General features: G+C 56.6%; 20 protein-coding genes. 5 read left to right on the plus strand and 15 right to left on the minus strand.

Annotated features, from left to right (window positions below):
- Positions 1 to 44: 44 nt before the first annotated feature.
- A complete protein-coding gene (locus tag FHC49_RS08790) occupies positions 45 to 1241 on the minus strand; it encodes an ROK family transcriptional regulator (RefSeq protein ID WP_185666390.1) in 1197 nt (398 codons plus the stop codon).
- 114 nt (positions 1242 to 1355) lie between these two features.
- Between FHC49_RS08790 and FHC49_RS08795 the strand changes: the two genes are divergently transcribed.
- The 3 genes from FHC49_RS08795 (at position 1356) to FHC49_RS08805 (ending at position 6952) form a co-directional block, all read left to right on the plus strand.
- A complete protein-coding gene (locus FHC49_RS08795; RefSeq protein ID WP_220439557.1) occupies positions 1356 to 4613 on the plus strand; it encodes a DUF5107 domain-containing protein in 3258 nt (1085 codons plus the stop codon).
- A gap of 66 nt (positions 4614 to 4679) precedes the next feature.
- Positions 4680 to 6113: a sugar porter family MFS transporter gene (locus FHC49_RS08800; RefSeq protein ID WP_185666388.1), complete on the plus strand. Its 1434-nt coding sequence runs from the start codon at positions 4680 to 4682 to the stop codon at positions 6111 to 6113.
- Positions 6113 to 6952 (plus strand): aldose 1-epimerase, encoded by an 840-nt coding sequence (locus tag FHC49_RS08805; protein WP_220439558.1) that lies wholly within the window; start codon positions 6113 to 6115, stop codon positions 6950 to 6952. The genes FHC49_RS08800 and FHC49_RS08805 overlap by 1 nt, the downstream gene beginning before the upstream one ends.
- Before the next feature lie 39 nt (positions 6953 to 6991).
- On the opposite strand, the gene potD is transcribed toward FHC49_RS08805, so the two are convergent.
- From potD to potA, 4 genes are read right to left on the minus strand one after another with little or no spacing between them, the layout of a single operon-like run.
- The gene (potD, locus tag FHC49_RS08810; protein ID WP_220439559.1) at positions 6992 to 8038 is read right to left on the minus strand and encodes a spermidine/putrescine ABC transporter substrate-binding protein PotD; all 1047 of its coding nucleotides are present in this window, start codon (positions 8036 to 8038) and stop codon (positions 6992 to 6994) included.
- A gap of 16 nt (positions 8039 to 8054) precedes the next feature.
- A complete protein-coding gene (potC, locus tag FHC49_RS08815) occupies positions 8055 to 8846 on the minus strand; it encodes a spermidine/putrescine ABC transporter permease PotC (protein ID WP_185666385.1) in 792 nt (263 codons plus the stop codon).
- A complete protein-coding gene (potB, locus tag FHC49_RS08820; RefSeq protein ID WP_185666384.1) occupies positions 8843 to 9700 on the minus strand; it encodes a spermidine/putrescine ABC transporter permease PotB in 858 nt (285 codons plus the stop codon). Before potB ends, potC begins: the two co-directional genes overlap by 4 nt.
- A complete protein-coding gene (potA, locus tag FHC49_RS08825; protein WP_185666383.1) occupies positions 9684 to 10820 on the minus strand; it encodes a spermidine/putrescine ABC transporter ATP-binding protein PotA in 1137 nt (378 codons plus the stop codon). The genes potB and potA overlap by 17 nt, the downstream gene beginning before the upstream one ends.
- A gap of 267 nt (positions 10821 to 11087) precedes the next feature.
- Between potA and pepT the strand changes: the two genes are divergently transcribed.
- The gene (gene pepT, locus FHC49_RS08830) at positions 11088 to 12314 is read left to right on the plus strand and encodes a peptidase T (RefSeq protein ID WP_220439560.1); all 1227 of its coding nucleotides are present in this window, start codon (positions 11088 to 11090) and stop codon (positions 12312 to 12314) included.
- Between the two features lie 96 nt (positions 12315 to 12410).
- Here pepT and FHC49_RS08835 read toward each other — a convergent pair whose 3' ends face one another.
- The 10 genes from FHC49_RS08835 to FHC49_RS08880 all read right to left on the minus strand — a co-directional run bounded on the left by FHC49_RS08835 (position 12411) and on the right by FHC49_RS08880 (position 21118).
- The gene (locus FHC49_RS08835; RefSeq protein WP_185669972.1) at positions 12411 to 13532 is read right to left on the minus strand and encodes a cupin domain-containing protein; all 1122 of its coding nucleotides are present in this window, start codon (positions 13530 to 13532) and stop codon (positions 12411 to 12413) included.
- A gap of 76 nt (positions 13533 to 13608) precedes the next feature.
- Positions 13609 to 15072 carry a two-component system sensor histidine kinase PhoQ gene (gene phoQ / locus FHC49_RS08840; RefSeq protein ID WP_220439561.1) on the minus strand — a complete coding sequence of 488 codons (1464 nt, stop codon included), beginning with the start codon at positions 15070 to 15072 and terminating at the stop codon, positions 13609 to 13611.
- Positions 15069 to 15743, minus strand: a complete 675-nt coding sequence (phoP, locus tag FHC49_RS08845; protein ID WP_035896075.1) for a two-component system response regulator PhoP — start codon at positions 15741 to 15743, stop codon at positions 15069 to 15071. Before phoP ends, phoQ begins: the two co-directional genes overlap by 4 nt.
- Before the next feature lie 123 nt (positions 15744 to 15866).
- Positions 15867 to 17237, minus strand: a complete 1371-nt coding sequence (purB, locus tag FHC49_RS08850; protein ID WP_185669974.1) for an adenylosuccinate lyase — start codon at positions 17235 to 17237, stop codon at positions 15867 to 15869.
- A 3-nt stretch (positions 17238 to 17240) separates the two neighbouring features.
- A complete protein-coding gene (hflD, locus tag FHC49_RS08855; RefSeq protein WP_035896078.1) occupies positions 17241 to 17882 on the minus strand; it encodes a high frequency lysogenization protein HflD in 642 nt (213 codons plus the stop codon).
- Positions 17883 to 17956: 74 nt separating this feature from the next.
- A complete protein-coding gene (gene mnmA, locus FHC49_RS08860) occupies positions 17957 to 19066 on the minus strand; it encodes a tRNA 2-thiouridine(34) synthase MnmA (protein ID WP_035896079.1) in 1110 nt (369 codons plus the stop codon).
- Between the two features lie 53 nt (positions 19067 to 19119).
- The gene (locus tag FHC49_RS08865; RefSeq protein WP_185669975.1) at positions 19120 to 19581 is read right to left on the minus strand and encodes an NUDIX hydrolase; all 462 of its coding nucleotides are present in this window, start codon (positions 19579 to 19581) and stop codon (positions 19120 to 19122) included.
- A gap of 57 nt (positions 19582 to 19638) precedes the next feature.
- Entirely contained in the window at positions 19639 to 19968 is a 330-nt protein-coding gene (csgC, locus tag FHC49_RS08870) for a curli assembly chaperone CsgC (protein ID WP_185669976.1), read from the minus strand.
- A 58-nt stretch (positions 19969 to 20026) separates the two neighbouring features.
- Entirely contained in the window at positions 20027 to 20563 is a 537-nt protein-coding gene (locus FHC49_RS08875) for a curlin (RefSeq protein ID WP_220439562.1), read from the minus strand.
- A gap of 48 nt (positions 20564 to 20611) precedes the next feature.
- Positions 20612 to 21118, minus strand: coding sequence for a curlin (locus tag FHC49_RS08880; protein ID WP_185669978.1), 507 nt, complete (start codon positions 21116 to 21118; stop codon positions 20612 to 20614).
- A 234-nt stretch (positions 21119 to 21352) separates the two neighbouring features.
- Between FHC49_RS08880 and FHC49_RS24675 the strand changes: the two genes are divergently transcribed.
- The coding region (locus tag FHC49_RS24675) for an IS1 family transposase (RefSeq protein WP_097491765.1) at positions 21353 to 21411 on the plus strand (59 nt) is incomplete at its 3' end.

Consider the following 21411-nt stretch of genomic DNA (forward strand, 5'->3'; position numbering starts at 1 on the left):
GTCATCCCGGCGACGCTGCGCTTGGCCGGGCTACATTGTGTTGGTTAAACTTCACTCAGCAATGCCTCGACGTAGAGATAACCGCTGCCCAGTAACTGCTGCCCCGGGGTCAATTGACCGAATCCAATCTGCGTGGCCTTAATTTTCGGCGTATCGCCGTGATCGAAAGGGTTAAACCCGGTCTGGCGGATAATGGTGTTCAGCCAGGGTTCGCCAAAGGCACAGCTTCGACCATACAGCCAGATCTGGTTAATGTTGAGAATATTCAGAAAGTTATACAGGCTTAGCCCGATAGCGCTGGCCGCGTTTTCCACCCACGCCCGTACCGGACCTTCTCCGCGCCGCCAGGCATCGATCAGCTGTGCGGTGGTGAGGTTATCGGGGTCGAGACTCTGGTTACCAGGACGAGATTTTAACCAGATACGGGCCTGCTTTTTCAACGCACTTAATGACGCCACCGTCTCAAGACAGCCGTAGCGACCGCAGTCACAGGCCATCCCATCGGGGTTGATGATGGTATGGCCAATTTGTCCCGAACCATACAGGCTCCCGCGCCAAATCCTGTCGTTAATCACGAACGATGAACCAATGCCGTAATCGACATTAATCACGCAGAAGTCTTCCAGCGCCGCCGGATTTTGCCATTTCTCCGCCAACGCCAGCATCACACAGTCATTATCCAGACGCACCTGTATGCCCAGTTGTTCTTCCAGCAGATAGCGGATTTCCAGCGGCGCTTTCCACGGTGCCTGCGGCATGGTTTGCGAAACCCCGGTCACCGGGTCGACCTGACCATGTACACCAAGCGCCAGGTTAATGATGGCCTGCGGATGCTGCTTTCTATACCGCCGCCAGTGGGCCGCAATGGCGCTAATCAACGCGGTGGGCTGCGGGGCGCTAATGGTTTCGTGCTGCACGTCACCGATGGGGAGAAGACGGCTATCGGCGAGCTGACTGCTGATATGGGTAGGCGACACGTTCATACACAGCAGCCAGGCCCCGTCGGTGGGGATCTGGAAGCTGCCGCTGTTGAGCCCGCGCTGGCTGAGGTTTTCCCGTGAATGGGTAATACGGCCTTCATCCAGCAACTCCTGCAGAATATTGCTGACCGCCGGGATCGACAGCCCGGTTATCTGCGCCAGCCGGGACTTACTGAGCTGCTTTTCGCGCCATAAATGGCCAAGAAATACCTGCTTATTGGTCTGCCTGACCCGGGCATTATTAAAACCGGTTCGCAACATTTACTTAACTCCCTTAACTGTATTGCGTGAGCATTGCGCATTTTAACCGCGACATGCTCGGCCAGAATGTTGTCATTCCCCCATTTCACTTCAATTTATTTAGTGGAGAGCTGAATGTACAGTGCAGTGAAGGTTTGGCAAGAAACCGTATCCCTCCCGACATGGACCACCGGCGCCGAAGATCCTAACCCCATGTTTCTCGAAAAACGCGTCTATCAGGGCTCATCCGGCGCGGTCTGGCCTTATGGGGTGATTGATACCCTGACCGGTGAGCGTGAAATGCGCGACTACCAGGCGGTCTGGATGGAGAATGATTTCATCCGCGTCATGCTGCTACCGGAGCTCGGCGGGCGTATCCATCGTGCCTACGATAAAGTCCGTGAGCGTGACTTTGTCTACTACAACGAAGTGGTGAAACCGGCGCTGGTCGGTCTGTTGGGGCCGTGGATCTCCGGCGGCATTGAGTTTAACTGGCCGCAGCATCACCGCCCGACCACCTTTATGCCGGTTGACGTCACTATCCAGGCAGGCAAGCAGGGCGAACAGACGGTATGGATGGGCGAGGTGGAGCCGATGCGTGGTCTGCAGGTGATGGCGGGCTTCACGCTGTATCCGGACCGGGCGCTCATTGAAATTACCGGTAAGGTCTTTAACGGCAACGCCACCCCGCGTCACTTCCTCTGGTGGGCTAACCCGGCGGTGAAGGGCGGCGACGATCACCAGAGCATCTTCCCACCGGACGTGACCGCCGTTTTCGACCACGGCAAGCGCGCCGTATCGGCATTCCCTATCGCCACCGGGACGTATTACAAGGTGGACTACTCCGCTGGCGTGGATATCTCACGCTATAAAAACGTGCCGGTACCGACCTCCTATATGGCGGAAAAATCAGACTATGACTTTGTTGGCGCCTACCATCACGGCGAACATGGCGGGCTGTTGCACGTTGCAGACCATCACGTCTCACCGGGCAAAAAACAGTGGAGCTGGGGCTACGGTGATTTTGGTCAGGCCTGGGATCGCAACCTGACCGATGAGAACGGCCCGTACATTGAACTGATGACAGGGGTCTACACCGATAATCAGCCTGACTTCACCTGGTTGGCCCCGTTTGAAGAGAAGGTCTTTGTGCAGAACTTCCTGCCATATGGTGAATTGGGACGGGTGCACAACGCCAGCACGACCCTGGCTATCAAACTGGAACGCCAGGACGATAACATCACGCTGGGCGTCTACGCCGTGGCCCCACTGCATGAAGTCAGCGTTGTGCTGACGGCAGAGGGCGAACCGCAGTGGGAGACCGTTATCTCATTAACGCCGGGGGAAAGCTGGCAGCAGACGCTGCCGTCGCCGGGGCCGCAACGTTTATCGCTGGCAGTGCTTGATACCACCGGAACCACGCTGCTGCGCTACGACGAACATATTCCACAGGAGACCCCGCTGCCGGATGCTGCACAAGCCCCGGCGCAGCCAGAGGCGCTTGATAACCCGGATGAACTCTATTTCATCGGCCAGCACCTTGAGCAGTATAACCATGCCAGCCGTCATGCGCAGGACTACTACCGTCGTGCGCTGGCTATCGACCCTCATGATTATCGCAATAACGTCGCGCTCGGTACGCTGGCACTGAATGCTGCCGACTGGGTGCAGGCGCAGCAGTGCGCGGAAGCCGCGCTGGTGCGGGCGCATCGTCTGAATAAAAACCCGCGCGATGGTGAGGCTAGTTGGCTGCTGGCAACGGCGCTGGAGCGTCAGGGTAACGACGATGCGGCATGGGATAGCTATTACAAAGCGAGCTGGAGCGGTAACTGTCGCGATGCGGCCTTCTGGGCGCTGGCGCGACTGGCGATGAAGCGCGGTGACTATGCTGATGCGCTGGAAAAAGTGGAGAAAAGCCTGCTGTTTAACGGCAGCAACAACCTGGCGATGGGGCTGAAGGCGCTGGTTCTGGCGCGTCTCGGTCGGGAAGACGAAGCGCTGCGCTGGACTGCCCAACAGCTTTCACACTATCCGCTGAGCTACCCGCTGCACTATGCGCGCTTTGCGATCCGTGGTGATGCTGCCGATCGTGATGCTCTGCTGCAGGTGACGGGACAGCGCGGAACCAACGCCAGCATTCTGGCCGGCTGGCTTGTCTCGCTGGGCCTGCGCGAGGACGCGCGAACGCTGCTGGCCGTTCTCGATAGCCAGGAGACGCTGCCGCTGCTGTGGCGCGCGGCGCTGGGCGACGATCGTGCTGCCAACCTGCAACGGGCGCGGCAGGCCTTTGCCCGTCGGGTGCGCTTCCCTAACACCCTGGATGAAGTGCAGATGCTGCAACAACTCCAGGACTCACCTTTTGCTATCTGGCTGCTGGGCTGCTTCTGGTACAGCAAGCGTCGTTACGATGATGCGGTAGCCTGCTGGCAGCAAACCCTGACGCTGGAACCGACCTTTGCCCCGGCTCACCGTCTGCTGGGTATCTGGCAGTGGAACAAACAGCACGATGCCGATGCAGCGGCGCAAAGTCTGGCGCAAGCGGTGGCGCTGGAACCCGAGAATGCGCGCTTCCTGTTTGAGCTGGACTGTCTTGCGAAGCTGAACGCAGAAAGCGTTGAGACCCGATTAACTCGGCTTAATGACCGCCTGAGCGTGGTCTTCCGCCGCGACGATCTGACCGCCGAGTTGCTCAGCCTATGGCATGCCCACGGTGATTATGACGCCGCCGCAGAGGTTCTGCGCGACCGTGTCTTCCATCCATGGGAAGGCGGTGAGGGGAAGGTTACCGGCCAGTATTTGCTCAACCAGATGCATCGGGCGTTAGCACAGGACGATCCCCACAAGGCCACCGCACTGCTGGAAGCCGCGCTGCACTACCCGCATAACCTTGGCGAAGGCCGCCTGCCGGGGCAAACGGATAACGACATCTGGTATCTGCTGGGTGTCTATGCCTCTCAGATGGGCCTGCACGAACAGGCGCGGTACTACTTCAGCCGTGCTCGTGACGGCGAATCGGTACTGGAGGCTGGGCGTTACTACAACGACCAGCCTGCCGACTACCTCTTCTGGCAGGGGATGGCGCGCCGGGTTCTCGGCGATCACGCCGGGGCTGACGCGCATTTCCGCAGCTTTATCCATTGGGCTGAAGCGAATCGTGATACTGCGCCGGAGAGTGATTTCTTCGCGGTGTCCTTGCCGGACCTGGTGGCGCTGGATAGCGATAGTCGCCAGCAGCATCAGCAGCACTGTCTGTTTATCGAGGCGCTGGGCTGGCTGGGGCAGGGAGAACGTGAACGCGCCAGTGAATTGCTGACCCGCCTGCTGGCGCTGAATCCGGCTCACGACAAAGCACACCTGTTCCGTCATGTGTTGAAACGCGAGCTGTTGCCATAACATAACAGCGGGTGGCACGAGCCACCCGCCACTCTGACCCTGCGTTTTCCGACTGAGGAAATCAACATGAAAGCTACAGAATTAAAAATGGGGTACGTCTGGACCATCTGCCTGGTCGCCGCCTGCGGCGGGCTGTTATTTGGCTATGACTGGGTGGTGATCGGCGGTGCCAAGCCGTTCTATGAAGCCTATTTCAATATCACCGATCCGGCGCAGTCCGGGTGGGCGATGAGCTCGGCGCTGGTGGGCTGCGTGCTCGGCGCGCTGGTTTCGGGCTGGTGTGCCGACAAATTTGGTCGCCGACTGCCGCTTATTCTGGCGGCCATTCTCTTCAGCGCGTCGGCGTGGGGAACGGCGATGGCCAGCAACTTTGACATGTTTGTGGTGTATCGCATCGTCGGCGGCGTCGGGATTGGGCTGGCCTCTGCGCTCAGCCCACTCTATATCGCCGAAGTGAGCCCGGCGGAAAAACGCGGTCGCTTTGTGGCTATCAACCAGCTGACTATCGTGATTGGCGTGCTGGCGGCGCAGCTGGTGAACCTGCTGATTGCCGAGCCGGTCGCCGCCGGGGCAACCCAGCAGGCGATCGTGGAAAGCTGGAACGGGCAAACGGGCTGGCGCTGGATGTTTGGCGCGGAGCTTCTGCCGGCGGTGGCTTTTTTACTGCTGCTGTTTATCGTACCGGAATCGCCGCGCTGGCTGATGAAGGCCGGGAAAGAGGCTCGCGCCCGCCAGATGCTGGAACGCATTGGTTCACCGGAATACGCCAGCCGTACCCTGAACGATATCGCCCATACGCTGGCGAAAGACAGCCAGCGGGTTGCTTTCTCTACGCTGTTACAGCCGCAGGTTAAGCCGGTCGTTATCATGGGCGTCGTACTGGCTATCTTCCAGCAGTGGTGCGGCATCAACGTGATTTTCAACTATGCGCAGGAGATTTTTGCCTCCGCCGGGTTTGATATCAACGGCACGCTGAAATCGATAGTCGCAACCGGGATTATCAACCTGGTCTTCACCATCGCCGCGCTGCCGCTAGTGGATAAACTGGGGCGTCGCAAGCTGATGCTGCTGGGGGCGAGCGGCTTAACGGTTATCTACGCGTTGATTGCCGGAGCCTACGCGCTGGGCATTATGGGCTGGCCGGTGCTGCTGCTGGTGCTGGCGGCGATCGCCATTTATGCGCTGACGCTGGCGCCGGTCACCTGGGTGCTGCTGGCGGAGATTTTCCCTAACCGCGTGCGTGGGCTGGCGATGTCATTGGCAACATTGGCGCTGTGGGTGGCCTGTTTCCTGCTGACCTATACCTTCCCGCTACTGAACGCCGGGCTGGGCGCAGCAGGCAGCTTCACGCTCTATGGTGTTATTTGCGCGCTGGGCTATCTCTACATCCTGCGTAACGTGCCTGAGACGAAAGGCGTGACCCTGGAGGCGCTCGAAGAGCAGCTGGCGGCGGGCCACCAGAAAAGCGCAACGGCAACCAATACCGGTCGGGCGCACTGATGACCGAACTGCTGCTTGAGAATGCGCATCTGCGGATGCGCATTACCCCGCAAGGTGGCGCCGTGCTGAGCCTGGAACGGGTGGCTGACGGCCAGCCGCTACTGCGGGCAGGGAAGGGGGCGCGGCCGGACGATGTGGCCCTGTTTCCTATGCTCCCCGTAGCGAACCGGGTACGCGACAATCGCTTTAGCCTGGCGGGAGAGCGGATAACGCTGCCGGACTCCCCGGTGGATAACGACTTCTTCCTGCATGGCGACGGCTGGGTAAGCCGCTGGACGGTGGTATCACAGGCGGCGCAACGCTGCGTTCTGACCCTGAGCCAGCGGCACGGCTGCGGCTTCGATTACCAGGCCGAGCTGAGCTATACGCTGGTAGAAGCACGTTTGCAGATGGCGATAACGCTGCGCCATCGCGGGGCCAAACCGATGCTGTATGGTATGGGGATCCACCCGTTCTTTACCCTCGATAGCGACACGACGCTGACATTCTCTTCTGCTGGTTACTGGCCAGAAGGGAAACGACATTTACCTGAGCGATGGCAGCCTGTGCTGCCTGAAGACGCCGACTTTAATCGGCCTGCGCCGGTCGCCGGTCGCTGGCAAAATGTCGGCTATTCGGGCTGGGGCGGCGTGGCGACGCTACGGCGATCGGACATGACGGTACAGTTAACGGCCCGTACGCCCTGGCTGATGCTGTATAACCCACCAGGCGAAGCGTTTGTCTGTCTTGAACCGCAAACCCATCCGGTCGATGCGCATTCGATGGACGGACAGCCGGGGTTAGTGTTACTGAATGCGGGAGAGGAGATGCATTTTACGGCGGAGATAGCGCTGGTGTAGCCCGGCGGCGCGGGGCCTGCCGGGCTAGCGGGGCGATAATTAACGTCCCGCTTTTAGCTTCTGGTAATACTCTTCATACAGCGTGCTGGCGCTGCCGACATCGTTCTGCCATTCGCCTTTGTTAATGGTCTCGGCATCCGGGTAGAGCGACTTGTCGTTGGCGACCTCCGGGCTCAGCAGCTTGCGCGCCGCCAGGTTTGGCGTTGGGTAGCCGATGGTTTCCGCCACCTCTTTTGCCACGTCCGGGCGCAGCAGGAAGTTAATCAGCTTCAGCGCGCCCTCTTTGTTTTTGGCATTGGCCGGAATAGCGAGGCTGTCCATCCAGAAGATACCGCCTTCTTTCGGCCACACCACTTCCAGCGGCGTGCCGGCCTGACGGGCCACGAACGCAGAACCGTTCCATACCATCCCCAGATTCACTTCGCCTTCCATATACGGGTTAGCCGGGTTGTCGGAGTTGAACGCTGCCACGTTTGGCATCAGCTTTTTCAGCTCGTTGTAGGCCGCTTCAATCTCTTTCGGGTCGGTGGTGTTACCGGAATAGCCGAGCTTACGCAGCGCCACCTGGAACACTTCACGGGCGTCGTCGGTCAGCAGCAGGCTGCCTTTATACTCTGGCTTCCACAGGTCGGCCCAGCTGGTGACGGTTTTTGGGTCAATCGCATCGCTGTTGATACCAATCGCCGTTGCGCCCCAGATGTAGGGGATCGAGTTGTCGTTGTTGGGATCGAACGGTTTGTTGAGCATCTCCGGGTCGAGGTTCTTAAAGTTGCTCAGCTGACTTTTATCGATCTTCTGGATCATGCCCTCTTTGCGCATCTTGTCGACAAAGTAGGTCGACGGCACCACCAGATCGTAGGCGCCGTCTTTGTAAGTCTTGAGCTTGGCGTACATGGTTTCGTTCGACTCGTAGGTCGAATAGATAACCTTGATGCCGGTCTCTTTGGTGAACTGTTCCAGAAGGCCTGGCGGCACGTACTCCGTCCAGTTATAGAAATAGAGCGTTTTGCTATCGTCCGCGTGGGCCGCACTCATGCCGAGCGCTAAAGCACCTGCCGCGAGCAGGTGGCGTGACCATTTTTTCATTTTACGTCCCCTGAGTTTAGTGCCTGACCTTCAGGCTCTTGGTTTTATCTCGTGCAATCAGCTGGCTGGCAATCACCATCACCAGCGACAGCACCAGCAAAATCGTTGCCAGCGCGTTCACTTCCGGTGAAACGCCAACTTTCACCATCGAGTAGATCTTCAGCGGCAGAATTTCATAGCTTGGCCCGGTCACGAACGACGAGACCACCACGTCATCCATCGACAGGGTAAAGCTTAACAGCCAGCCTGCGGCTACTGCCGGCAGCGCCAGCGGTAGAATAATTTTGCGCAGAATGGTCAGTTCGCTGGCACCGAGATCTTTTGCCGCTTCCAGCATACGCACGTCAAAGCCTTTGAGGCGCGAGTAGACGGTGACCACCACAAACGGCAGGCAGAAGGTGATATGCGAGAACAGCAGCGACCAGAAGCCCAGTTGAATACCGAGCAGCATAAACAGCACCAGCAGGGAAATCGCCATCACGATATCCGGTGACATCATCACCACGAACAGCATGCCGCTGACGAACGGTTTGCCGCGAAAGCGATAGCGGTACAGTGCCACGGCGGTGAGCGAGCCAATCAGCGTGGCGGCGGTGGCGGAAAAAATCGCCATCGTCAACGAGTGCTGGGCCGCCTGTAGCAGGCTGTCGTTGTTCATCAGCAGGCTGTACCACTTGGTGGTGAAGCCCTGCCAGTTGATCCCGAAGCGCGAACTGTTAAATGAGTTGACGATCAAAATGATTATCGGGATATAGAGATAGGCATAAATGGCGGACATAAAGCCGCCGCGCAGCAGTCGACCGATCATTCCAGCTCCACCTTCTTGTTCAGCAGGCGCGAAGCGCGCCAGTACACCAGCAGCATCAGCCCCATGACCACGGTCAGCGTAATGCTGGTGGCCGCGCCAAACGGCCAGTCGCGGATGTTGAGGAACTGGCTCTTGATGACGTTACCAATCAGCAGGTTTTTCGCGCCGCCCATCAGGTCGGAAACGTAGAACAGCCCCATTGCCGGTAACATTACCAGCAGGCAGCCGGCGATAATCCCCGGCATGGTCAGCGGAATGATGATGCGGATAAAGGTTTGCAGCTTGCTGGCGCCGAGGTCTTTCGCCGCTTCCAGCAGCGGTTTATCGAGCTTTTCAATGCTGGAGTAGAGCGGCATTACCATAAACGGCAGCAGAATATAGACAAGACCGATAATCACCGCGCTGGGGGTGAACATGATGCGGATAGGGGTATCAATAATGCCTAGCCATAGCAGGAATTCGTTGAGGTAGCCCTTAGTGCTGAGGAAAATTTTCAGACCGTAGATGCGAATCAGCGAGTTGGTCCAGAAGGGAACAATCAGCAAGAACAGCAGCAGCGGGCGCACGTTATGCGGCAGGCGCGCCAGAAACCAGGCGAAGGGATAGCCCAGCACCAGGCACGCCAGCGTAGCGATAAACGCCATGTTCAGCGAGTGCAGCAGCACCTCGGCATACAGCGGGTCAAGCAGCCGGGCGTAGTTGTCCAGGGTAAAGACCATCTGGACGAAGTTGGCATCATCACGCGTCAGGAAACTGGTTATGATGATCATCAGGTTGGGCAGGAACACAAACAGCACAAGCCAACCGACGATGGTGGCAATCACCACATTCTGGAACTTACTTGTGCTCTTCATCAGCCAGTACAACCTCCCAGCTTTCTACCCAATTAATCGCCATTTTCTGATCTAACGAGTGGTCAAAGTCGGGGTCGTCTTCGTTGAAGAATTCGCTGACCATCACCATCTTGCCGTTCTCAAGCTCTACCACCGACTCCAGCGTCATGCCTTTATAGTTACGCTCGCGCACGTAGCCAATCAGGCCGTCGACGTCGGTACCGTCGTGAATTTCATCGACGCGCAGATCTTCCGGGCGCAGCAGAACGTTGAGCTTCTGCCCTGGGGTGACCGGGAATTTGACGTCAATATTGCATTCGCGGCCTTCGACGCTGGCGCGAACGCGCAGCTCGTCGAGACGCTCAATAACGGTGGCGTTGAAGATATTAATCTCGCCAATAAAGCTCGCCACGAACAGATTCTTCGGCTCTTCGTAGATTTCGCGCGGCGTGCCGTCCTGCTCAATTTTGCCGTCGCGCATCACCACGATACGGTCGGACATGGTCAGGGCTTCTTCCTGATCGTGGGTGACGAACACGAAGGTGATCCCGAGCTTGCGCTGCAGCGCTTTCAGTTCGTTCTGCATCTGCTTACGCAGCTTGTAGTCGAGCGCGGAGAGGGATTCATCAAGCAGCAGCAGGCTCGGCTTGTTGACCACGGCGCGGGCAATGGCGACGCGCTGTTGCTGCCCGCCGGAGAGCTGGTGCGGTTTACGCTGGGCAAACTCTTCAAGCTGCACCATACGCAGCGCATCGTGAACCCGTGGGCTGATGTCGTTTGCCGGGGTTTTCTGCATCCGCAGGCCGAAGGCGACGTTTTCGAAAACGGTCATATGCGGGAAGAGCGCGTAGCTCTGGAACACGGTATTGACGTGGCGGTTTTCGGCGGGCACGTCGGTGATGTCCTGGTTTTCCAGATGGATGGTCCCGGCATCGACGTTTTCCAGCCCAGCGATAAGGCGAAGAACGGTTGTTTTACCGCAGCCAGAGGGGCCAAGCAGCGTGAGGAACTCGCCGTTATTGATGGTCAGGTTCAGATCGGAGATGACCGTTTTTCCATCGAAATCTTTGCGAATTCCCGCCAGTTGCACCAGCGGTGAAAGCGAACGCGATTTTGTATTCAATTTCTTACTCTGTCCCATGTCAACACACCGGATGGCTTACCGATGCGGGGTTTGTGGTTATCCACCTTTAGACGTTTAGAGGTCTGAGATTTATTAATAAGGGCTGGCATTCTACGGCAAACGATACCCAATCGCCAATCCTTGTCTAAGCTACCTTAGGTATATCTGATGATTAGCGATGAATTGATGAAAAAAATGGCCTTTGCCGGGCTAAAAGTGACCTGACGCAATATTTGTGTTTTCCTGCTTATTGATAATGTTGTCACAAAAACTGAGGGTGGCTACATGGATAAATTGCTTGAGCGTTTTTTGCAGTACGTTTCACTGGACACACAGTCGAAGCCCGGCGTGCGTCAGGTGCCGAGTACCGAAGGGCAGTGGAAACTATTACATCTGCTCAAAGAGCAATTGGAAACAATGGGGCTGGTTAACATCACGCTGAGCGAGAAGGGAACGGTGATGGGCACCCTCCCGGCGAACGTCAGCGGCGATATTCCGGCGATCGGTTTTATCTCCCATGTTGATACCGCTCCGGATTTCAGCGGCAAAAACGTCAATCCGCAAATTGTTGAAAACTATCGCGGCGGCGATATCGCGCTGGGGATCGGTGATGAAGTGCTGTCGCCGGTGATGTTCCCGGTGCTGCATCAACTGCTGGGGCAAACGCTTATCACCACCGACGGCAAAACGCTGCTGGGTGCCGATGATAAAGCCGGTATTGCCGAAATCATGACCGCGCTGGCGGTGCTGAAAGAGAAAAACATTCCGCACGGCGATATTCGCGTGGCGTTCACCCCGGATGAAGAGGTCGGCAAAGGGGCGAAGCACTTTGATGTCGACGCCTTTAACGCCCAGTGGGCCTATACCGTAGACGGCGGTGGTGTGGGCGAGCTGGAGTTTGAGAACTTTAACGCGGCCTCTATTACCATCAAGATTGTCGGCAACAACGTGCATCCGGGTACCGCGAAAGGGGTGATGGTCAACGCGCTGTCGCTGGCGGCCCGCATTCACGCGGAAGTGCCGGCCGACGAGAGCCCGGAAACCACCGAAGGCTACGAAGGCTTCTACCATCTCACCAGCATCAAAGGCTCGGTGGATCGCGCGGAGATGCACTACATCGTGCGTGATTTCGATCGCAAGCAGTTTGAAGCACGTAAGCGTAAGATGATGGAGATAGCTAAGAAGGTAGGGAAAGGTCTGCACCCGGATTGCTATATTGAGCTGATTATTGAAGACAGCTATTACAATATGCGCGAAAAGGTGGCCGATCATCCTTATATTCTGGATATTGCCCAGCAGGCGATGCGCGATTGCGACATCGAGCCGGATCTCAAACCGATTCGCGGCGGTACCGACGGTGCGCAGCTGTCGTTTATGGGACTTCCGTGCCCGAACCTCTTTACCGGCGGCTATAACTACCACGGCAAGCACGAGTTTGTGACCCTGGAAGGGATGGAGAAGGCGGTGCAGGTGATTGTGCGTATCGCGGAGCTGACGGCGAAACGCGGTTAACCAGTAAAGAAAACCCGGGGTCGCATTCGCTCGCCCGGGCTACATATTGCACAATTGTAGCCCGGCCAAGCGCAGCGCCGCCGGGTTTATCGCACATTACTCAGCAAAGAACCAATACCCGCTGTTCACCAGTGCGGCCAACATTGCCAGGAAGGACGGGTCGTCCAGCGCCTCACCAAAATGCTGGCTCTCCAGCATAATGCTACCCGCCATCGCGTCCAGCGCCTGCTGATGCGGTGAATCCACTTTCTCGCCGTTAACAAAGAAATCGTCGCCGATACGAATCACTCGCAGGCCGCCCAGACGTTGCAGCATATCGCCCTGTTGCAGCGCGTCGTAAATCTCATCCGGTTGATACGGCGGCTCCGGCGGCGCGATATCCAGTTCATGGCGCGACTGGCTGATAAACTCGCCCAGCCACTGCTGGAAATGCTCCGGCTGCTGGATCAACCCCAGCATCATGTCGCGCAGACGATCCACTTCCTGCGGCAGCAGATCCGCCGGGTGATCGCGTGACGGTACGTCCGGGTCGCTGTAGTGCTGGTTACCGAGGTCGCGCTGCAGAATATAGTCGGCAAAGCCGCTGATTAGCTCGCGGCTGTTCGGTGAACGGAAGCCTACGGAGTAGTTGAGTGAATTCTCCAGCGCATAGCCTTCGTGCGGGAATCCAGGCGGAATATAGAGGATATCGCCGGGCTCCATCTCTTCATCAATGATCGCCTCGAACGCCTGTACCTGCAGCAGATCCGGGTGCGGGCAGTGCTGCTTAAGCGCGGTTTTCTCGCCCACGCGCCAGCGACGACGGCCGGTACCCTGAATGATAAAGACATCATACTGATCGACATGCGGGCCAACGCCGCCGCCCGGCACCGAGAAGGAGATCATCAGATCGTCAATGCGCCAGTCGGGGAGGGCGCGGAACGGGCGCATCAGCGCGCTGGAGGGTTCGTGCCAGTGGTCAACGGCCTGAACCAGCAGCGACCAGTTGCTTTCACCGAGGTGATCGTAGCTTTCGAAAGGACCGTGGCTGACCTGCCAGTTGCCATCAAGGTGGCTCACCAGTCGGCTATCAACTTCATTTTCCATCGCCAGACCAGCTAGTTCATCCGGTGAAATAGGGTCAATAAAGTTGGCGAAGCCGCGTTTCAGCACCACCGGGCGTTTTTGCCAGTAGCGCGCCATAAAATCGGGCCAGTTTAACGTTAAGTGGTATTCCATATTGATATTTCCGCAGCAGATGTATGTCCGGATTATACATCGTATTCACAAAACTACCCTGCTACGGAAACATTATTTACCCTTCGTGACTGTCGAGATCCTGATGGCCGAAAAGGACCTCCATTTTTGCGCCGCCGAGCAGGCTTTCGTGGGCGATGATCTGACCGTCATACTGGTCAACGATATCTCGGGCTACCGACAGGCCAACCCCTTGCCCTGGACGTAACGTATCGGCGCGCTGGCCGCGGTCAAAGACGATATCGCGCTTACTTTGCGGAATGCCAGGACCGTCATCTTCGACAAAGACATGCAGATAATCGTCGCTCTGACGGGCGGAGACCTCAACGAACTCAAGACAGTACTTGCAGGCGTTATCCAGCAGGTTGCCCATCACTTCCATAAAGTCGTTTTTCTCGCCGACAAAGGAGATCTCCGGCGAAATGTCCAGGGTGATGTTGACCCCTTTACGTTGATAGACCTTATTGAGCGCCGACGTCAGGCTGTCCAGCAGCGGGGCGATCGGGTGAAGCTCGCGGCTAAGCAGGGTGCTATCGCTACGCATACTGGCGCGATGCAGGTAGTAGCCAATCTGCTGCGAGATACGGCTTATCTGCTCCAGCATCACCGGTTCGGCTTCGTTTACGGTGATCTTTTCACTGCGCAGCGAACGCAGCGAGCTTTGCAGCACCGCTAACGGGGTTTTCAGACTGTGGGTCAAATCGGTGAGCGTAGTTCGATACTTGTCGTAGCGGTCGCGTTCGCTTTTTAGCAGCCGGTTAAGGTTGCGCACCAGGCTTGTCAGTTCGCGGGTGGTGTCGGGGTTGAGATGCTCGCGGTGATGTTCCTCCAGTTCGCGGACCTCTCGGGTGAGGTCGGCGATGGGGCGTAGGCTCCAGTGGGCAGCAATCCACAGCAGTGGAATAACCAGCAGCAGGTTGGCGGCGAGCACGTAAGAGAACCAGCTCCAGACCATATAGGAACGCTTGAGCTCAATCGGAATGGTATCGACCACCACGATAGTCAGCGCAGGCATCAGGCTGGTGGCTGGATAGCTGTTAACGGCCACCGAGTGGGTCATCTCCGAATCATCGCCCTCCTGGCGCATTTCGGTCAGCTCTTTTTGCATCTCATGATCGTCGCGCAGCAGGGTACTGCTGGCGTCGGCATCCGCTTCTATTTCATAGAAACCGTTGCCTTTAAGCCACTCGGGCTGAATGCTTTTCGTGAGCCACGGGAGATCTTTTTGCTGCCACAGCAGTTCGCCCCGATCGTTATAGATCAGCGCAACCGTGGGGCCCTGCATATTGAGATTCTCGGGGATATCGACGTGCAGCGCGTTGTCTTCCCATTTGGAGAGGGTATAGAACAGGTTGCTCTCGCCGCGCAGCAGACGGAAGGTGGTTTTATCGAAGCTGACGCTATAGCCAACCAGCGCCACCATGCCGTAGGCCAGTGACAGCACGATAACCACCGCGGCCGTCGCCAGCAGGAAACGCATCCGCAGTGAAAGCGGCAGGAGATGCCGACGTAAGCTCTTCATTCGCGTAGTTCGAACAGATAGCCCTGACCGCGTACGGTGATAATCACGTCCTGGGGATACTGAGCCTGAATTTTCTTACGCAGGCGGCCCATCAGTACGTCGATGGTGTGGCTCTCGCGCAGTTCCGCATCGGGATAGAGCTGAAGCATCAGGGAGTCTTTGCTGACCACTTTGCCGTTATTGCGGATCAGCGTTTCCATAATAGTGTATTCAAACGCGGTGAGCTTAATCACTTCGTCATTAATGGAGAGCTCGCGGCGGGAGAGGTCAACCTGGAACGGCGGCAGGGAGATAACCTGCGAAGCATGCCCGCTGTTACGACGCATCAGCGCCTGCATACGGGCCGCCACTTCCTCAATATGGAAAGGTTTGGTGACGTAGTCGTCGGCGCCCGCGCTCAGCACTTCTACCTTATCCTGCCAGCTTTCACGCGCGGTGAGCACCAGAATAGGCAGCGAAATGTCGTGGCTGCGCCAGCGGCGGATCAGCGACAGGCCGTCCTCATCGGGAAGCCCTAAATCCACAATCGCAATATCCGGGATATGCTCGCCTAAGTAATAGTCTGCTTCCTTCGCGTCTTCTGCGGCATCCACCTGGTGGCCCATTTCCTGGAGCTGAACTTTCAGGTGGTGACGTAACAGAGCGTTGTCCTCTACGACGAGTACGCGCATGCTGCTTCTCCATTAAATAAATGACGTGAATAGTTTAACGCGATTATGAGCTTATGGAGATAAACATTAACTAAATTGGCGGGAAAGTCCCCTCCTTCAGGAAGAAGGAGGGGGAGGGCGGGATTATTTCAGCTCGTCAACCATGGTGATGGCGCGGCCGATATAGTTCGCCGGGGTCATGGCTTTCAGGCGGGTTTTCTCTTCTTCCGGCAGCGCCAGACCGTCGATGAACTGCTTCATACCTTCGGCATCTACGCGCTTGCCGCGGGTCAGCTCTTTCAGCTTCTCGTACGGTTTTTCGATACCGTAGCGGCGCATCACGGTCTGAATTGGCTCAGCCAGCACTTCCCAGTTGTGATCCAGTTCGTCGAGCAGACGATCGCGGTTCACTTCCAGTTTGCTCACGCCTTTCAGGGTGGACTGGTAGGCGATCAGCGCATAGCCAATACCCACGCCCAGGTTACGCAGCACGGTGGAGTCGGTCAGGTCACGCTGCCAACGGGAAACCGGCAGTTTGCTTGCAAGATGCTGCAGCACGGCGTTAGACAGACCCAGGTTGCCTTCGGAGTTTTCGAAGTCGATCGGGTTAACTTTGTGCGGCATGGTGGAAGAACCGATTTCACCGGCGATGGTTTTCTGCTTGAAGTGGTTGAGCGCAACGTAGCCCCACACATCGCGATCGAAGTCGATCAGAATAGTGTTGAAGCGTGCGATGCAGTCAAACAGCTCGGCAATATAGTCGTGCGGCTCGATCTGGGTGGTGTACGGGTTCCACTGAATGCCCAGAGAGGTGACGAACTCTTCGCTGAACTGGTGCCAGTCAACGTCCGGATAGGCGGCGATGTGGGCGTTATAGTTACCGACCGCGCCGTTGATTTTGCCGAGGATCTCAACCTGTGCCAGCTGACGGTACTGACGTTCCATACGGTAGGCTACGTTCGCCATCTCTTTACCGATGGTGGACGGCGTTGCCGGCTGACCGTGAGTACGGGAGAGCAGCGGAATATCGCGATACTGAACGGCCAGATCTTTGATTGCGTCGATAGTTTTGCGCCAGTACGGCAGCACCACTTCTTCGCGCGCGGTTTTCAGCATCAGCGCGTGGGACAGGTTGTTGATGTCTTCGGAGGTGCAGGCAAAGTGAATGAATTCCGACACGGCGTGCAGTTCAGGCACGGACGCGACTTTTTCTTTCAGGAAATACTCAACCGCCTTCACGTCATGGTTGGTGGTGCGCTCGATGGTCTTAATACGCGCCGCGTCTTCTTCATTGAAGTTTGCCACGATGCTATCGAGGAAACCGTTTGCGTCGGCAGCAAAAGCAGGAACTTCCTTGACGGCTGCGTGTGCGGCCAGCTTCTGCAGCCAGCGTACTTCGACTTGTACACGGAATTTCAGCAAACCGTATTCGCTGAAAATCCCGCGCAGCGCGCTGACTTTATCGCCGTAGCGTCCATCGACAGGTGAAACGGCGGTCAGTGAGGATAATTCCATAGATCATAACTCCGGGGTTAAATGAGCAAGAATTTGTTTGGCCTGAGTGGTCAGGCGATTACGAGAAAACATCAGCTGTAGACGGCCACCGCCAACCTGGTGCCACAGCACCGCGGCGCGGATACCTGCCAGCAGCGAAGCGCGGACCTTGGACTGCACCTGCGGGCTTTGCAGCACGGCAGGGGAGCCGGTCACCTGAATTCGCGGGCCGAGCGGGCTAATCACGTCAACATAGATACCCGCCATCGCGCTCAGCAGGGTGTCTGACTGTAAATCAAAATGGTCGAGCTGACGCTGCAGACCGGTAATACGGTTGCCCAGAATATCCATCGCGCCTTTGGCGGCGGCGAGCTTGCGCTCCAGCACCATCAGGCTGAGGGTATAGCGGGTCAGTTCTGCGTTTAGACCCTGACGGCTGCTGGCGTTCAGCACTGCGAGCAGGGTTTCAAGGCCGAGACGAAGATTGGCTTCACTGCCACCGAAGACGCCCAGCGCAGAGTCTGGGTTGAGATCGATAATACTGTTCAGCGAAACGTGTAACGCATCGCCGTCGCAGTGCCCCTGATGGGCCAACTGCTGCACCAGACGGGCTGACTGGCAGATGCCGGCCAGCGCCAGGGTGATGTCATAGTAATTCTTCGCCACGCTCACTCCTTGTTGGCATCTGATCTGCGGCGCGACGCGGGCCAGAGTGCGTTATACCCTATCGAGGCAGGGCTTTATTCCACTGGCAGCGGCAGACGCTGCTCAATCACGCCGCCACCCAGGCAGATTTCCCCGTTGTAGAACACGGCGGACTGACCTGGAGTGACTGCGGCAACAGGTTCTTCAAAACGAACCTCAATACGACCTTCATCCAGCGCGGTAACGGTGCACGGGATATCGGTCTGGCGATAGCGGGTCTTCACGGTGCAGCGGAATGTGCCGGTGACCGGTTCGCGGTCAACCCAATGCAGCTGCTGTGCAATAAGACCGACGGACATCAGGCGCGGGTGATCGTGACCCTGGGCGACAACCAGCACGTTGTTTTCAACGTCTTTGTCAACCACGTACCACGGATCTTCCGTCCCTTCTTTGGTCCCACCAATACCCAGACCTTTACGCTGACCGAGCGTGTGGTACATCAGCCCCTGATGGGTGCCGATCTCTTCGCCGTCAACGGTGATGATTTTGCCCGGCTGCGCCGGCAGGTAGCGACCGAGGAACTCGCGGAATTTACGCTCGCCGATAAAGCAGATACCGGTAGAGTCTTTTTTCTTCGCGGTGATGAGATCCAGCTCTTCGGCGATTTTACGCACCTGCGGTTTTTCCAGTTCGCCGACCGGGAACAGGCTTTGTGCGATCTGTTCGTGGCCCAGCGTATAAAGGAAGTAGCTCTGGTCTTTGTTGCCGTCGAGACCACGCAGAAGCTGGCTTTTGCCGTTCACATCCGCACGGCGCACGTAGTGGCCGGTGGCGATGTAATCAGCGCCCAGATCTTCAGCAGCGAACTCGAGGAAAGCTTTAAATTTGATCTCTTTGTTGCACAGGATGTCCGGGTTCGGCGTACGGCCCGCTTTGTACTCTTCCAGGAAGAGCTCAAATACGTTATCCCAGTATTCGGCAGCAAAGTTCACGGTGTGCAGCTCAATACCGAGCTTATCGCACACCGCTTGTGCATCGGCCAGATCCGCCGCCGCAGTGCAGTATTCCTCGCCGTCATCTTCCTCCCAGTTCTTCATGAACAGGCCCTCCACCTTATAGCCCTGTTGTTGTAACAGGTAGGCGGAAACGGAGGAATCAACACCGCCGGACATGCCGACGATCACTTTTTTCTGGCTTTCTGACATTGGAATACTCACGACATTGGACTTCAAGGCGGCATATTCTAGCACGCGGCCCTTTACTTGACACCCTCTGTAAACGGCCAGTTAAATTCGCCGATGAGTGACAGCGGATAGCGTGCATCCTGCTGATAGCTACGAATACTTTCGGCAACCAGCGCGGAACGCAGGTTTTTAGCCTGCAAAATCTCGTCGGCGCTGAGCCATAAACAGCGGTCAATGTCGCTATCGTGCGGTTCGGTCGCGCAGATACTGTCGAGTTCAATGACGAACAGGAATCGCAGGAACGGCGTGTTGTCCGGGGCCAGCCACTGGTGCATTCGGAGAAAATGCTGCGGCTTAGCGCGGATGCCGGTCTCTTCCCATAGCTCGCGCTCGGCGGCCTGGGCCAGTGTCTCATCTGCCTCAAGGTGGCCTGCGGGCTGGTTCCAGAGCGCTTTGCCGTTGATGGTCTCTTCAACGACCAGAAATTTATCTTCAGCGTGAACCACGCAGGCGACGGTAACGTGTGGCTTGAACATGCGGCATCCTTATCGAGCGAGAAAGAAGATAAGGATATAAAGAAGAAGAGGGGGAAATCAAACTCGCGCCGACGATTGCCAGCTTTGCTGCACGATGATCCCCTGGCGGTTGCTGAGGGTGACGGTCACCTGCGCCCACTCTCCCGGCGGCAGCGTCAGCGTCATGCTGGCCAGCGGCTGCGGCTTTTTCCCCTCAAGCGCAATGCTGCCGCGCTGGCTACTGGTGCTTTGCCCGGACGTCCCCTGATGAATGACGCTGACGGTTAACTGGCACTGGCAATCGTCGGCCAGGGTGACCATCGGCGTAATAACAACCGCATCGGCCTGCTGTTGGGTATCAAACCAGAGCTGATTGCTGAGGGCGGCGGCGATAAGCAGTAGATGCATAGAAGCCTCCTTTTGCTGAGAGAAATCAGCCGGATGAGAGGCTCATCCGGCTGTCGTGTTATTGCTGTGAGGTGTACGAGTTATTGTGGTTACCGCTTTGGTTCACAATCGTCAGCGAGTTATTGTACGACTGATTAACGTTGCTGTTGTTGTACCAACCGCTCTGGGAGACCAGCACCATCGCGTCATGCGCAGACTGGCCCACGGTCGAGCCGTTGTAGCTACCGGTCTGTTTCACTTCAATCGAGCTTCTGTCGCCGGTCTGTACCGCCGTAGAGTAGTTGTTGTTACCTGCCTGGTTGATGCTGGTCAGGCTACGATCGCCGGTCTGGTTGGCCACCGAGGTGTTATTACTGCCGCCCTGGTGTACGTCGATTTTCGATTTGTAGGCGCTGCTTTGCACCGCACTCGAGCTGTTGCTATTGCCAGACTGGTAGACATGGATCATGGCATCCCAGTTACCGACCTGAGGCAGCGTCGGGCTGCTGTACTGCGGGAATTCTGACGGACCACCGCCACCTGAATGGTTACCGGAGGCCAGCGCTGAACCCGAGACGAACAATGCTGACAAAACAACAATTTTCCACGTTTTCATGAAGATACCCCATAGGTTTATCGATAGTTAACTCACCCGTACCGCTTGCTAATTTTGGGTAATGCGAATTGCCATTCCTGCCGAGTTTTGCACAACGCCCGCGCTGCGGTTTGTGCCCGTTTGATTAATCTGCGTAATATTGCCGTTGCCTTTATTGACAATTTCCGCAAAGTTATCAAAACCCGTTTGCGTAATATCTGCCTGATTACCCGTGCCTGCTTGCACTAAGATTGCGGAGTTATTCATCCCTGATTGAGTAACATTGGCAGTATTACTATTGCCGTATTGAGCCAGCGCCGCGCGATTATTAAAGCCACTTTGGCTTAACGTTGCGGCATTATGTCCACCAAACTGCGAAATTGAGCCAAATAAATGACTGCCAGACTGAGTAATAGCGGCGAAATTTCCACTACCTTGCTGACCAGTAATAGCAATTTTATCGTAGCCCTGATGGAATTTATCCAGCCCGGAGAATTCTGAGCCCGCTAAATCCCCTCCAGCAGTTGCCAGACAGGAATAACCCAATACGGGTATTAATAAAAACCACTGTTTCATAATGGCACCTTGATTTAACCGATGGTTAAAGTCAGGAGTTAAATCGGCGCACCAATAGCCTGCTTATGAATAACTGGCTGCGCTGATTTATGGCTTGAGTATGTCGGAGGGGAGAAACTAATTTTTTCGCCTGAATTGCGTATTTTGAAAAATCACGTCAGTCGTTAGTATGAGTTTTTGGTGATGCTGCCAACTTACTGATTTAGTGTATGATGGTGTTTTTGAGGTGCTCCAGTGGCTTCTGTTTCTATCAGCTGTCCCTCCTGTTCAGCTACTGACGGGGTGGTGCGTAA

It is taken from the genome of Kluyvera sp. EC_51 (assembly GCF_019584505.1).
Taxonomy (GTDB): domain Bacteria; phylum Pseudomonadota; class Gammaproteobacteria; order Enterobacterales; family Enterobacteriaceae; genus Kluyvera; species Kluyvera sichuanensis.

Bases quoted from the DNA above. Each gene is read 5' to 3' on its own strand.
- purB (WP_185669974.1), bottom strand. From the start codon at position 17,237: ATGGAATTATCCTCACTGACCGCCGTTTCACCTGTCGATGGACGCTAC.
- phoP (WP_035896075.1), bottom strand. From the start codon at position 15,743: ATGCGCGTACTCGTCGTAGAGGACAACGCTCTGTTACGTCACCACCTG.
- FHC49_RS08800 (WP_185666388.1), top strand. From the start codon at position 4,680: ATGAAAGCTACAGAATTAAAAATGGGGTACGTCTGGACCATCTGCCTG.
- csgC (WP_185669976.1), bottom strand. From the start codon at position 19,968: ATGCATCTACTGCTTATCGCCGCCGCCCTCAGCAATCAGCTCTGGTTT.
- pepT (WP_220439560.1), top strand. From the start codon at position 11,088: ATGGATAAATTGCTTGAGCGTTTTTTGCAGTACGTTTCACTGGACACA.
- potC (WP_185666385.1), bottom strand. From the start codon at position 8,846: ATGATCGGTCGACTGCTGCGCGGCGGCTTTATGTCCGCCATTTATGCC.
- FHC49_RS08835 (WP_185669972.1), bottom strand. From the start codon at position 13,532: ATGGAATACCACTTAACGTTAAACTGGCCCGATTTTATGGCGCGCTAC.
- FHC49_RS08880 (WP_185669978.1), bottom strand. From the start codon at position 21,118: ATGAAACAGTGGTTTTTATTAATACCCGTATTGGGTTATTCCTGTCTG.
- FHC49_RS08795 (WP_220439557.1), top strand. From the start codon at position 1,356: ATGTACAGTGCAGTGAAGGTTTGGCAAGAAACCGTATCCCTCCCGACA.
- FHC49_RS08865 (WP_185669975.1), bottom strand. From the start codon at position 19,581: ATGTTCAAGCCACACGTTACCGTCGCCTGCGTGGTTCACGCTGAAGAT.
- phoQ (WP_220439561.1), bottom strand. From the start codon at position 15,072: ATGAAGAGCTTACGTCGGCATCTCCTGCCGCTTTCACTGCGGATGCGT.
- FHC49_RS08805 (WP_220439558.1), top strand. From the start codon at position 6,113: ATGACCGAACTGCTGCTTGAGAATGCGCATCTGCGGATGCGCATTACC.
- mnmA (WP_035896079.1), bottom strand. From the start codon at position 19,066: ATGTCAGAAAGCCAGAAAAAAGTGATCGTCGGCATGTCCGGCGGTGTT.
- potD (WP_220439559.1), bottom strand. From the start codon at position 8,038: ATGAAAAAATGGTCACGCCACCTGCTCGCGGCAGGTGCTTTAGCGCTC.
- FHC49_RS08790 (WP_185666390.1), bottom strand. From the start codon at position 1,241: ATGTTGCGAACCGGTTTTAATAATGCCCGGGTCAGGCAGACCAATAAG.
- potB (WP_185666384.1), bottom strand. From the start codon at position 9,700: ATGAAGAGCACAAGTAAGTTCCAGAATGTGGTGATTGCCACCATCGTC.
- potA (WP_185666383.1), bottom strand. From the start codon at position 10,820: ATGGGACAGAGTAAGAAATTGAATACAAAATCGCGTTCGCTTTCACCG.
- FHC49_RS08875 (WP_220439562.1), bottom strand. From the start codon at position 20,563: ATGAAAACGTGGAAAATTGTTGTTTTGTCAGCATTGTTCGTCTCGGGT.